Source organism: Shewanella sp. GutDb-MelDb (assembly GCF_002836075.1).
Taxonomy (GTDB): Bacteria; Pseudomonadota; Gammaproteobacteria; order Enterobacterales; family Shewanellaceae; genus Shewanella.
On sequence record NZ_PJBM01000147.1, the window covers coordinates 1 to 14087 of the forward strand.

The following is a 14087-nucleotide window of genomic DNA, read 5'->3' on the forward strand; positions in this document are numbered from 1 at the left end:
GTTGGTTATTATAATGATACGTGTACAAAAAAACTCTACACGACATGCTTCTGCGGAAGAGTCAGATATAGAGAAGAGACAGATACTAATCATCATGATGAAATTCAATTACACAGAGTTACAGTTTTGATGTTACGACGGTGGTAATTGCAGTAATCTAAGCAAGCTTAGTGAACTACCAATATGGAGAAGCTGCTTATTCAACTCCATAAAAAGAACTGTCACAGCGACACAGAGTAATCAAAAAAATTTATGACCAATCAATATGATTAGTACGAAATACAGATACGCCAGCCTCTCGGATTTTCACAATCCAATCATGAGCTTCAAAATCGCTTATATTGAAGTGCTTAATAGCCGTGTGTTGTAACACCCGATGTTCGTTTTCTATACTGGTGGGCATTAAGCCCGCATCATCAGTATTCACACATACTTTTATTGCACCAGTTCTGATACCAAATTTATTAAACTTCCCACCAGCTTCTAACCACTTTGACGTTGGTGGACACCAGCGATAAATTGGATGCTCGGAATAACAGTTAATTCGGCTAATAAACACGTTTGAAGTAGGACAAGCTTCGATGATTATCTGTTTTTTGCTGTACTGTTCAATCTGCCAATCTTGGATAGCCTCAATCAACTCTATCTCTTGCGGCGATATAAAGTCATGGAATATGTCATCGCTATCATGATGTAGATTAGTAGCTGAGCAGCTAATGCTAATAACTTTAGCCTTTTCATTCGAGGAATCACTTTTCATGCGCTGGCGCCACAGTATAACGGGCTTACTGTTGGAACACTTATGAATAAAGTCAGTATCAGGCGCCCATAAAACAACCTCTTCTGATGTACTTGTGCAATACCTATCAACCATTAGCGGGCAATTTCTTCTAAGCTCCCACGCCTTATATAAGTCTTCTGTTGAATAGTGCTGCACATTCCCGTAAATATGCCTAACCAATCTCGATATTTTCTGCGCTAACACAGAGAGTACACCGTTAAAAATTGGGTTATGCATCGAGATACTGACGCCCTTCTGGTAACACCAGACCAAGTTATCTAGATGCGCTTCGGGCGACAGGTAGATACGCTGTTGCCTTTTTGCCCAAACAGAAACGTCTACTCCAAGCGCTAAAGCATGCCCTAAACGATCACCAGACTCAAAGCCACAAAAGATTACCGCTTCATCGATAGCTCGGAGACCTGACAATATATGGCTATAATCTTCACCCGAGTGAACGGTTAGGAAGGGTCTGCGTAACCTTTTTTCATATATAGACTGAGCTTGCTGCTTACTCGATCTAAGCACCCTCAGTGTAGGGGCAAACACCTCAATTGGTAGCTCATTTTCATTGCCAGCCACATCAAAGCCCCGCACTAAAGCCCTAAGATCAGCCTCGGTCTGAACGGAAGCTAGCTTATCGTTATCATTCAACTGATAGCACTGATAGGTAAGCGAAGAGTAGAAGTCCTGAATTTTTCTAAGCTGAGTTAGCAAGTCTTCACGGTAGTGAGTCAGCAAGTAGTCGCCTTTGGCGGCCGTTTTGCTAAAATCTCGAGTAAAGTGAATAACAAAATGACATTGTGATTCTAGTTTGTTTGCTAAAAGTTGCTGAGCGAACCCTGCTAATTTTTTGGGTTTAAGTATCCATGACTTCTTATGTTCTTTAAGGACAAGATTAGACGCCCCCCTAAACTCCCTTGACACATGTGCCCCTAAATCATGCATTAACCCATGCTCTTGGTAGCTTAAGCAGCCTGACTGCGGTTTTCTAAGTTTAAAGCCAAAATACTCAACAAATTGCCCAAGTCCCACACCTGACACAATCATGTAGTTTCTTAGGATATTGCTTAAGCGAACAAACTGATTAACTTTCTCTTGGCTAAGCTCTTTCTGCCCTAACTGAGCATGCATCATTGCAGTAGTTAATAGCGTCCAACGAATAGAAGAAGGGACATTGCTTAAGTGGCTAGCTCGAATTAGTTGCTGAGTCACTTTACCTCTTGAAGTTACCTCTAATGTCACTAGATTTTGCACAGAAAACTGGGCCATTTCTAATTCATTCCAAGGCGGAAACAAGCAGCCCCCCTTCAGGTTATATAGCTCATCAAATAGTAGACTAAAGCTCAGATTAGTAGCGATAGGCAACAAGGTGACATCAAGCTGACCGCTGTTAAATAAGGAGTATTCAGACCTGTAAGGCCAATTGTCGGCCGAAATATTTGGATTTTTGGTTAGGTAAAGGCAAAAGTCGAGTAATGATAAAGAGTTATGACCGTGCCCACCTAAATGTACATGATTATCCGCAATATCCAAGCCGTCAAAGCGTTTAGGCAACGCTGATGGACACTGTGTTTGAAATATTGTTGTAAGCTGCTCGACACCAATTACGCCATCTTGCATCAATTGTGCATATGCCAGACCTAACACCCAAGCAGGGTCTAACATTGCAATCAGTGCCAACCACTCATCTAAACTTTCAGGGTTAACCTCAAACCTATCACCATGCCAGATGAGAAAGTACTGCTCGATTTTTTTTAGGATATGAATAACACATAGGTTGCCATCAGCATCTCGCCACTCATTGATAGCATACGCAATATCTTCATTACGCAGGGGCGCTGCCAAGTAGTGTTGATAATCTCGGATAGCAAGTTTGATTAGCCCCTCATCAACATAAGTTAGCCCCTGATTATCAGCAATAAAGCGGTCTGAGCCTACAAGAACACAAGGGACGAGCCAGTGAATATCAATTGTTAACATCAGCTGTTTAACCTAGGTTGAGTGCTAAATACAATTGCTGGTAACGAGGCCTTAAATCATTAAACATAAGCGACCTATCATTCATTTCTTTGACCACACTGTCTTTAACAGCATCAATGTATTCAACTACGTCACCCACTTCAATTTGCTGTATGACATCCTGAACTCCCACTCCAGATAAAGACTCAACTAGTTTGCGAGTTGCATCTAGTGATGCTTTTCTTAGAGTTTGCCTTTTTGATTTCGAATTAGAAGCTGTTCTCTGCTTATCCGTACTTCCAGTTGGGGTAAAAGGAGCCTTAGGATTAACAATATCACCATCGGTTTGGATACAGTTAAATATTGGATGATGCCAAATCATTTCTATTAAATCTGCACCAATTTTATGACCAAAAAAACCATCTTCGCCACTTCGACTTTTCATTGTTTTTATATCTACTAAACCTTCAAGGTTACGAGTAAACACATGTTCACGCTTCCTGAATTCTTGATGTTCTCGAATCGTATCTACAGTTGCACCGATTGTGATATTAGATTTAGCGACCTGAGTTGTACTTAGAAAACTTGCGAAACTATTTATCAGAATATACCGAAATCGGATCACAGAATCGGACAAGTGCTCGTCATCTAATTTTCCGTGGTTAGCACGCAAGATATTTAACTGAGTGAAGGTTTTGTTGAATACAGCACTGATTAAAGGCAGAGCACTACTCAGTTTAAAAGCTCTAATTTGCTCCGCATAGGTCTGTTGCCATGTAGCAATTGACTCACTGAAAGTAATAGCGAATTTACCACTATTTTGATCTGTTTCTGCATCGAGCTCTTGCGGTGTATCAGTATCCTCACTACCACCTATCTCTTCACCTGTGTACTTGCTCGGATTCATGGCATGCACACAATAAAAAGGCGCTTCATTGAAAATATCAGGTAACACCTCATTCCAAGCCAATTGGACTAATTCATTATCTGTTGTATCCGGTCGCCATAGTAGACTCATCACTAAAACTTCAAAAGCTCGACTAAAGAACACCTTATGAATACGGCTGCGAGTAATGCCATAGTAGTTATAAAAAGTATAAAGATTATACAACTCTGTATTTTCACTCCGCTCACTTCTGATATTTGGGGCTGATATAGTCATCCTATTTGTGTGCAGTTCCAAGGGTGGCATGCTACGCATGACCTTTCCAGAGATTACGCCTTCTAATATTTCTGTATTAGTTTTATCACTTGGTATCTTTAACAAACCCAATGCCACTAGCTGCTCAGAATAAAAATCCTTACTCGCCCAGTCAACATTTACGTTCATTTGAAGCTTCGGGTTAAAAGCTAGCAACTGAGTTAAACGTAACGGCACCTCATTTTTATTTCTAAGTAGGGTCAAGGTTGATTCTGAATTCACAAAGCAAGCCCCATGTTTCTTAGAATGGGCCCAATTTTTTAAAGATTCAAATTGAGTAACTTCTGGTTCGACTTGTACTTCATTTGGCTTAATTGTATCTACAAGTTGAACTATCTCTCGAGCGCTTTCAGGCTCTGGAAAGTCATTGCTTTTTTCATCACCATTACAAAGCCCAAACACTTGTGTTTTAAGAGAGCGAAAATACTTACCATACTCAGCCACTATGTTGTCTTGCTTGATCGAAAGAGCACTCATTAACTCCCTTGCTGATGCTAAATTGACGCGGTATTGATTAGGCAACACTTTAGTTAAATATGCCGCACTAAGCTCTTTAGGCATAACATCGTCATCAACACCTTTCTGAAATTGTCGAGTTACCATATGCTGGTAAAGCGTCTCATGCCCGCTTACCAATGGAATAATGAACGGACACCCTAATACTCTACGCACCACATCAAGTACTTCATATGAACGTTCTAAGGCCATATCAACATCATCAATCGGTAGTACGATAGCGTCAGAACCGAGAATATGAGCACATTCCTCGGCAAAGTCATGAAAAAACCTCTCTAGCTGTATACCTGAACGGTATTTGATGATTCTATCGAGACCTATACGGTCGGCAAAATCCGCCCCTTGACCGAGGGCATCAGCAAGAAGCCTAAGCTTGTTAAAAAGGCTATCCCTATGGCTATGATGCTTGCAGCTTGGATTGCTGACAATTGGTTCTACAGCGTTGTATAGGTGAGCAACAATAACATTAGTAAAATTATCATGATCGATCAGCAAGGTTGGATCGATAACATCAAGAAAGTGCAACCCAAGCTCTTTCTTAGCTTCCGAGTTTCTCCATATCTTGTCTGCGTTACGCAAAAACTCGGTTTTACCCGCCCCACGCTGCCCACTAACAAAGATTGCATCATGGACAGCTTGTGGCACCAGCTCGCTATTATTATCTCGGGCTTGCCTATAAGCTCTGGCCTGCGCACCTGTTGCCAGCAGATTACTAACTAAACGCTTAGCGGCTTCATGCTGCCACATAGACTTAGAGTCATACTCTTCACCGAAATGACTATTATCCAAATCTAAAATGATTCGATTTTGCTCTTTTTCTGCGATCATATCTGTCCCTAATAAATTCATATGCCTAGTTATTACTAGTATTTTTTATTTTTATAAACTATTCATTGATGTTTTCAGTAACGATAACCGTTGAATATCTTAAGTTCATTTAATGCTTTTCATTACTTTGCAGCGTCCTTAAACAGAACCTTTCGGCATTATTAGACCAAGATGCAATCCTGCCTTCGACAAAACTAGTGAGTTCCTCAAGCGAGTAGTGCATGGATAGCGTGCCTTCATGCATTAGGGTTACCGAGATATCATCAATATCAAAATCGAAACGCAATAGGTCAAACCAATCAATGTCATAGCCATCATAGAAAAACTTTTCATATAAGACAGCTGCAATGTCTTCAGCTTCACAGCTACCCCATAACGATTGTAAAGTGACTTCAGCATCAACAGCGCACTTCTCAGCAATTGAATTGATGCAACTTCTAGCGCTCTCATCATCCTCAAAGGTAATCTCATCAGCTAAGATGGCTTGAAATAGCTCTGCTACATTAGAAAATTGAACTTTCATCATTAAAACCCTGACATAAACGTATCAACGAAGCTTTTAAACTTGTCGGTGATCACGGGTAACACCCGCTTGCGCTGCAATATGGTTGGCTTGATTTCTAACGCTTCGGCAAAATCTTCACGTAGTGGCATCTCATCGCTCAACTCGTAACGCGCCACCAGCTTTTCTAAACGCTCATGATTAAGCTTTTGCTCTTCAGCTAATGCCTCTAGCGCTAGGCGTTTTTCTTTTTCCCAGAAAAACTCAAATTCATTTTCAAAATCAGCATTCGCGGGGATACCATCAAGGTGTTCATTCATGAACCTTTCAATGAGGTCTTTCTTACTCATTAAGGTAGGGTCTGATGCAACTAGATTGGCGATAACTTGGCGCTTATTCTCTTTAGCTTCATCACTATCTTCGCCGTGCAGCTCACGTAACAAATGCAGGATATAAGCGACATTAACTTCATCGCGATGCAATAGCTCTAATTCAAAATCGACGTCATCAAGTACCGACACCTTTTCTTTAATTGAGCTTTCACGGATCTGACGACTTAGGTCGGCGTACTTACTGGTGAAGTCTTGAAAGGTCTGCTCATCCATAGCTGTTTCGTCCATGTCGAAATCAGCAAAGTTACTCAACATGTTTTTAAGCTGCATCAGCTTTCTAAATTGCAATACAAACAGCTTTTGCGCATCTTCGTCAGGCAAGTTATCAACATCATCAACGGTTGGCGTAATCACCATAAGCGCGTCATGAGCCTTGTCAAAGTCAGCTATCAGCTCGTCATAAGAAGGGGTTTCTATATCTTCCTTTGGCTGTTTATTAGAAAACAGCGTAAACGCTTCATCAGCGGCTTTTTTAAGGTTTCTAAAGCAAACGATATTGCCGTGTGACTTAGTCTCGTCTAACAGGCGGTTAGTGCGCGAGAAAGCCTGAATCAAGCCATGTTGCTTGAGGTTTTTATCAACATACAAGGTATTCAGCTTAGGCGCGTCAAACCCTGTTAAAAACATATTAACCACCAGCAAGATATCAACTTCTTTCGCTTTTACTCGCTTGGCAATATTCTTGTAATAGTCATAAAACAGTTTGCTATCTTTGGTGGTATAGCTACTACCAAACATTTTATTGTAATCACCCATAAAGCTTTCTAGCTTGTCACGACTATGCAGTCTAGTAGCTTGCCCTTCATTGAGGTATTTAGCCGAGGCTTCACGCACTTCATTGGCTTCACGCACTTCATTGGCTTCACTGCCGCCTAATTCGTACTCTTCCTCTTCATTGGCCTCATAGCTAAAGATGGTGGCGATTTTTAGGTTATGTTTACCCTCAGCCTTTTTCTTAGCGAACAATTCGTAATACTTGATCAGTTCAGGTACACCCGATACACAAAATATCGCATTGTAATCACGGCTATGGGTCTTACGATTGTGGTTATCAATGATGTAATCGGTGATCATATCTAATCGTGCTGGCGAGCTTAAAAGCTCTTTAGTGTCAATGTCTTCAACTTCGATATCCAAGTTGTTATTGGAACCATCTTTGTATTTATAACTGCCCACATATTCAATGGCGAACTTCAGCACGTTATTATCACGTATCGCATCGACTATCACATAGGTATGCAAACACTCACCAAACAGATCTTTAGTGACTTTTTTAACTGACTTCTTAGCAATCGCATTATCTGCAAATATCGGCGTCCCCGTAAAACCAAATAACTGAGCACCATTAAAAAACTGGGTGATATTTTGGTGGGTATCACCAAACTGGCTACGGTGACATTCATCAAAAATAAACACTACACGCTTATCTTCTAATGCTGCCATTTCCTCTAAATACCGCTTCTTAGTGACTACGTTATTGAGTTTTTGCAGCGTGGTGACCACCAGCTTGGTATTACGGCTGGTATTCTCTTTTTGCCCTTTTCTAACTTGTATTGGCTTATCAAGCAGCTGGTGGAACAACACCTTAGTATTGTCAGTGCTATCGACACAACCTTTTGAGAAGGCATTAAATTCAAGCGCTGTTTGGTAATCGAGGTCTTTACGGTCAACCACAAACACCACTTTATCTACGTTACTAAATGAAGTGATAATTTGCGCTGCTTTAAATGAGGTTAGCGTTTTACCTGAGCCTGTTGTATGCCAAATATAACCATTGTCATATGGCAATTCATCAGCCTCTTTGACCTGTTTTACGATTGCTTCAACTGCATAGTATTGATACGGGCGCAGTACCATTAAGCACTTTCCCGTCTCGTTAAGTACGATGTACTTAACCAGCATGTTGGTTAAATGAGCTGGCTGTAAAAAGATTTTGGTAAAGTCTGCGAGCTTACTGATGCGATGATTATTAACGTCCGTCCAATCAAAGGTCTGCTTGGCCGACATCTCACTATTATTAGAGAAATACTGGGTGTTCACACCATTGGAAATGACAAACAGCTGCACATAGTTAAACAAGCCATGATTAGCATGATAGGAATGTTTTTGATAACGCTTAACTTGATTAAATGCCTCTTTAAGCTCAAGACCACGTCGCTTCAGTTCAATTTGTACCAAAGGCAAGCCATTAACCAATATGGTCACGTCATAACGATTGGTATAAACGCCTTTAACAGTGATCTGCTGCGCAACTTGAAAGTGGTTCTTCTTATGTGAACTTGAGTCCGATTCATCAAACCTTCCATCAAACAGTAGGCTCAAGTGACAACTATCGCCGTTATCTAGGCTCACATCGAGTTGGTCGCGTAATATTTTAGCCTTACCAAAAATATTGCCTTTCTCAAGCTTACCCAACACCTGCGTGAATTCGGTATCAGACAACAGCAAGCCATTGACCTTTTCAAGCTGCTTCTTAAGGTTAGCTTCCAGCGCGGCATTATCAGCTAACCTTACTACCTCAAAGCCCTGCGTGTGCAGCTGAGTGATAAGGTTATCTTCCAATTGTTGTTCTGATTGATAAGCCATAACTAATTAACGTTCCCTGTTCTAATAATGCTAATACTGTCTAAATTCAACATCAAGCGGCGCTAAGTTTACTCCACCCACTAAACAAACATCTGTTGTAATAAGCCTTTCTTAAACAGCTTTGTTTGCTCTACTTGTTCAGCGACCGCATCGGCTTTATTGTCGATAGATTGTAAAAACTGAGCAATTTTCAGCTGCTCTTCAAGACTAGGGAGCTGTACTTTAGTTTTGAGCCAACCTTGGGTTTTGAATAGCAACTTCTCGATATGCACCCCATCGCTATTAATAAAGAAAGAGCGGCGCATAAACGGAGTGGTGGTAAAACGGTTGAAATAATCAATATCCAGCAAGTCAGGCTTTGGGCGAAAGACATTGTACTCGTTAGAAACAATTGAACCTTCCAATTCTGCAGGCACTAGCCCACAAGCTCCGTGTACAATTTGACGCTTTGAAATAACAAACTCATTCTCATGAATAGTAAATTGATTTTTAACTAGCACATCTTTGCCTAGATAGTTACCACGGCTCACAACCCCACCAAAGCGACGCTTAACAGTAATAAGCTCGTAAGTCTTATCGTCCTTCATCTTCAATGAGTCTGATTGCAATATCAAAATATCTTTTAGAGGATATTCCTTCCAATCAATGAACGCCTTGCCATCGTCATCTTTAAAACGGATTCTTTTGCTAAATAGCTGTTGCATTGAGCCTTTTTTGTACTCTTTAAATAGGCGATGCTTTTCCGTCAGCTGGCTAATTTTGCGATCAACAGCGGTAAGGAAGTCTGCTATTTTTTGTTGTTCTTTTTTATCAGATGGATAACTGGCATTGCAGAGGGATATTTCACCGAGGTTTATTTTCTTGGGAAATGCAACATGGATCATCCTACTCCAAAGTTCTCTTTGAAAAGGAACGGCTGACAAGTTATGTGCTAAATATGAGGCGTTGATACCCCCCTTACCCTTGAATAAGGCTAAGCTAACATAGAACGAAGCTCTAACTTCCCAATCAATATATTTAACAGTCCCCACGTCACCAATACGTGACATTAAAATATCACCTTGTTCTAAAGACACCCTTTTGGACTCTTTTTGAAATACTTCTTCAGCTATATACTTCGTCTTTGTAAATTCATTTCTTGTTACGTGCTCTACGCTATAAAAAGGAACACCTTGATTAACATACTTAGGGGTTTGATGAGTACCATCGTAAACTTTTGCCAGAGATGATATAGGGCTTGATTCATACCCTTGCTTAAATTCACGGAACCTTAGTTTAGGTGAGGATAATTGCCTATTCACGACTTCACCTCAAACGGTGCGTCAATACCTAGCTCTTTACAGAAACTTACAATCGTCCCATCAATATCTACCATAGCCTTATCATTCGCCACTAGCTGCTTAGCCACATCAGCCAGAACAACCACAGTTTCCTCTTCAAAGGTATCGACATAACGTGGAATATTAAGATTGTACTCATTGTCGCTAAGGTCTTTTTGCGTAGCCACAAAGGCAAACTTGTCTAGTTCCTCGGCGGTCATGTTTTCGCGCTTACTCACTGCATGCAAAATACGCTGTAAGTCGGCATCAGTCATAACGTTGTTGTTGGTGCCCTTCTCAAAGTGCTGGCTGGCATCAATAAACAACACATGATCATTCGCTTTACGGTGCTTTTTAAGCACGAGTACACAGGTTGGAATTGAAGTGCCAAAGAAGATATTTGCGGGCAAACCAATGACCATATCAAGGTAGTTTTTCTCTTTAATCAAGTGCTGACGAATATGACCTTCAGCCGCGCCACGGAACAACACGCCATGGGGCAGTACCACCGCCATAGTGCCATTGTCATTAAGCTGATGAACCATGTGCTGCACGAAGGCGAAATCAGCCTTAGATTTAGGCGCTAGTTTGCCGTAATCAGCAAAGCGATCATTATTTAGATGCAATGGACTCGCAGACCAATCGGCTGAAAATGGCGGGTTAGCCACTACCGCATCGAAGCGCTCATCAAAGTGCATTGGCGTTTCTAGGGTGTCGTCATTTTGAATATCAAACTTGTTGTAATGCACATCGTGCATAATCATATTCATACGCGCTAAGTTATAGGTGCTTGGGTTTTGTTCTTGACCATAAAACTTCAAGTCTGGATTATTGGCTTCTTTGGCTACGCGCAATAATAACGATCCTGAACCACATGTAGGGTCATAAACACTTTTAAGATTGGAATTGTCTAGCGTCACCAGCTTAGCTAACAGCTTAGACACCATTTGCGGGGTATAAAACTCACCCGCCTTTTTACCTGCACCACTGGCAAACATACCAATAAGGTATTCGTAAGCATCACCGAGGATATCAATTTCACTATTTTCTAGATGGAAATCGATGTTATCTAAATGCACAAGCACTTGAGCAATAAGCTTGTTACGAGTATCAGGGTTTTTACCTAACTTGTTTGAGGTCAGGTCTAAGTCATCAAACAAACCATTAAAGTCATCGGCACTCTCGGCGCCCATGGTGCTTTGCTCAATATGGTTAAGCACTTTGGTGACGTCATCGAGAATAAACTTACCAGATTCGCCACGCTCTGCAATAACATGGAATAACTCAGAGGGCGTAAAAAAGTAACCTAAGTTATCTAAGGTCTCCTCTTTTACGGCTTCTAGGATCTCTTGGCCGTCTGCGGTGCTTTCATCAACCTCAGCAAATTTGATATCGTCTTCTTTGAGCAGTACGTCGGCATAACGATTAAGTTTGTCAGACAGATACTTATAGAAAATAAGCCCTAGGATGTAGTCACGAAAATCGTCAGCTGACATATTGCCGCGTAGGGTGTTAGCGATATTCCAAAGCTGCTTTTTTAACTCTTGTTGATGTTGCTCGACCATGATGACTCTTTAATCTGTATAAGGGTGTTATCCCACCAATAATTGACTCGATTATACACAATACACATGCGCTAAATCATCGCCAGATCAAAAAGTTAAAACTATTATGTGTTCATTGGTTTTGAGTTAGTTTATATGTGTTAGTAATCCATTGGTTTTCAACATACAAACCTGCTTAGTACAGCCGCTTGTTGTTATACGGAGACAGTATGAAGATTGAATTGATACCGACTATATCATCGCTATTACAGCAAGATGCTATATCTGTAAGCGGTGATAAACAGCTGATTGAGAAGCTATCTGAACAAATCGCTATCCTAACTCACTTTATTCCTAGCTTCTCTAACAGCACCTATCCTGAGCCTTTTCTGATGCTATTTCACCAGCCCAAAATACCACTGTTAACGGAGAGTATTGATAGACCACTTAGCAAGCAGGTGCTTTATAGCATCAAGCTAACAACTGAAGCCGTTGAGCTGTTAGCTCATATCCATAATGAGCATGACACTGAGATTAAAACTGTTTTTAACCAAGTGTTCTCAAGCCTCAAAGAGTCTGCCAAGACTCAACACCAATTGTACTTTGCACTAGGTCGCTCACCTCACTTCACCATCTGCCAGCAGTGTCAGCAGCTGGTGGCCTCAGAGCTTTGCTGTAATGGCGCTTGTCATGTTGATAGCAGCATGGAGCCCCACCAGCATTGCGATACCACCTACAAACAAATTTTTGATACTAACCTTGTTGACCGTATCTCTAGCTCTCGTAGTAGTGATGGCCATGTTGGTATTTTTAAAGACACTGCAGCTGGCGAAATCAAATTCTACATAACGATGACAAGCTGGCCGCATCCCCACGAGCCAGTGGATTGTAACCGTGTAATCGCAACCCTACCGCTCAGCGCCACCTATGATGAAGTCACTCGCCTTAAGCTCAAGCTTGAAAATGAACAGCAGTATCCTGCCCCCTGCTTTCATTGCAAAGTGCTGATAAGTAACAGAGGTGATGGAATGGATCTGGCGTCATTCGTTGATTTCGATACCGAAGCTAAGCTCTGCTTTAGCTGCGCTTCTGTTCACTATGGCGTGGTTTATTAGATTTAAAGCATCTTATTTACTAGCTACAAGTGTTAACTTGCCAATCAGTAGACTTTATCTACCCACTAGCCAAAACTTACTTTACGACGGGAAATAAACCTGTCATATAGCCAGTAATCAAACCAATAAATATTGTTATTGACACGCTAGTTAACGTTCCAAGCATCACGTACTCAGTCAGTTTTTTATCATGGCTTCGAGTTAAGTCGCCAAATCGAAATACTGACTTTGCCGCGAGCAAAAAACCAATCCCAGCAAATTGATTAGTTAAAATAAATGTAAGAATAAGTGCCCTTTCTATCTTACCAATAGCATCTCCCGCAGCTTCTAAACTGTTGTCATCATTAGTATCGCTAGCGCTTGCAGGGCTTAATGACCACTTTCCTAATACCATACTGATAAAAATTGAAACTGGTTTCCATACTGTTATATATGCTGCGACAATTACAACCACTTTATAGTCAATTAAAGAAGCTACATTTACTATACTAGTGACAATATTTGATCCACTTATCAATAGCCATGCTATGTATAATGTAATGCCATGAAGCACTTGATCAAAAAGGAAATAGGTAATACTTTTTGGCAAGTATGATTTAACTAAGTCAATCATGAAATGGATGATCAAAATGCCTATGCCTGACTTAAGAGCTAAGCAGAAATCAGATTCTAACAACCACACGATACCAAGTGTAAGCAGACCATGAACCATGCCATGTAAGTACAGTTTATTAGAACGAAAATGTTTAGCGTTTCGACATTCAACCCAAGCCTTCGGTTGAAAATAAAAATCTCCAATTACATGTCCAAGTATGAGTAACGATAGTAACAAATACGAATTATCCATTGAAGTGCTCGCTTACCAGTTCATTAAACATTTCAATGTAATCCTCAACCAATTGATACTTAGCTTTATTTAGGATTTGCGTCGTATTCACCCGTGATTTACCTAGCGTATTGGCGACCGATAGATGTGATTTATCATTCGCTATAAGGTATTCATATAGGGCTCTAGACTGTACCTGAGTTAACTCTGTTATATTTGAATCCAGATATTTAGTCAGTAGTTCAATTGATTTTTGAAACTCAGGTTTATTTGTATATATAGCGAATGTATTCAGCTTAAGCTTATCAAGACCTATTCCTGATAATGTATAAGCCTCGCCAGTAGAGCTTCTAACATCACGCCTAACATTATCACTTTGTCCTATACCAATGCTCATCCGAGCATCAAAAGAGCTGTCTTCTGATTTTAACGCTAACCTTAAGAGCAAAGCGGATTTTACTACATCTTCTATATTTGGGATGATGACTTGAAATGAATCCCCTCTATATATGTCA

The 14087-nt window shown here is 40.7% G+C and carries 9 protein-coding genes and 1 pseudogene; 1 reads left to right on the top strand and 9 read right to left on the bottom strand.

Features of this window, described 5'->3' with window-relative positions; genetic code table 11:
- Positions 1-250: 250 nt before the first annotated feature.
- The 7 genes and pseudogenes from rdrB to CXF82_RS06205 form a co-directional block, all read right to left on the bottom strand.
- Positions 251-2764: an antiviral RADAR system adenosine deaminase RdrB gene (rdrB, locus tag CXF82_RS06180; protein ID WP_102043851.1), complete on the bottom strand. Its 2514-nt coding sequence runs from the start codon at positions 2762-2764 to the stop codon at positions 251-253.
- A gap of 7 nt (positions 2765-2771) precedes the next feature.
- Positions 2772-5288, bottom strand: a complete 2517-nt coding sequence (rdrA, locus tag CXF82_RS06185) for an antiviral RADAR system adenosine triphosphatase RdrA (protein ID WP_102043852.1) — start codon at positions 5286-5288, stop codon at positions 2772-2774.
- 109 nt (positions 5289-5397) lie between these two features.
- Positions 5398-5814, bottom strand: a complete 417-nt coding sequence (locus CXF82_RS06190; protein WP_145991662.1) for a hypothetical protein — start codon at positions 5812-5814, stop codon at positions 5398-5400.
- Positions 5814-6629, bottom strand: a complete 816-nt coding sequence (locus tag CXF82_RS22755) for a type I restriction endonuclease subunit R, EcoR124 family (protein WP_374702356.1) — start codon at positions 6627-6629, stop codon at positions 5814-5816. Before CXF82_RS22755 ends, CXF82_RS06190 begins: the two co-directional genes overlap by 1 nt.
- A pseudogene (locus CXF82_RS06195) lies at positions 6624-8768 on the bottom strand (type I restriction endonuclease subunit R); the annotation flags it as partial. The pseudogene CXF82_RS06195 and the gene CXF82_RS22755, both read right to left, overlap by 6 nt.
- Before the next feature lie 80 nt (positions 8769-8848).
- Entirely contained in the window at positions 8849-10069 is a 1221-nt protein-coding gene (locus tag CXF82_RS06200; protein ID WP_102043855.1) for a restriction endonuclease subunit S, read from the bottom strand.
- Positions 10066-11652, bottom strand: a complete 1587-nt coding sequence (locus CXF82_RS06205; RefSeq protein ID WP_102043856.1) for a type I restriction-modification system subunit M — start codon at positions 11650-11652, stop codon at positions 10066-10068. Before CXF82_RS06205 ends, CXF82_RS06200 begins: the two co-directional genes overlap by 4 nt.
- Positions 11653-11861: 209 nt before the next feature.
- Between CXF82_RS06205 and CXF82_RS06210 the strand changes: the two genes are divergently transcribed.
- On the top strand, positions 11862-12746 hold the full coding sequence (locus CXF82_RS06210; RefSeq protein ID WP_102043857.1) for a hypothetical protein: 885 nt from the start codon (positions 11862-11864) through the stop codon (positions 12744-12746).
- 76 nt (positions 12747-12822) lie between these two features.
- Here CXF82_RS06210 and CXF82_RS06215 read toward each other — a convergent pair whose 3' ends face one another.
- Together CXF82_RS06215 and CXF82_RS22275 are read right to left on the bottom strand one after the other, a co-directional pair.
- Entirely contained in the window at positions 12823-13593 is a 771-nt protein-coding gene (locus CXF82_RS06215; RefSeq protein WP_102043858.1) for a DUF3307 domain-containing protein, read from the bottom strand.
- Positions 13586-14087 (bottom strand): hypothetical protein (locus CXF82_RS22275; RefSeq protein WP_102043859.1); only part of this gene is annotated, 502 nt, incomplete at its 5' end. The genes CXF82_RS22275 and CXF82_RS06215, both read right to left, overlap by 8 nt.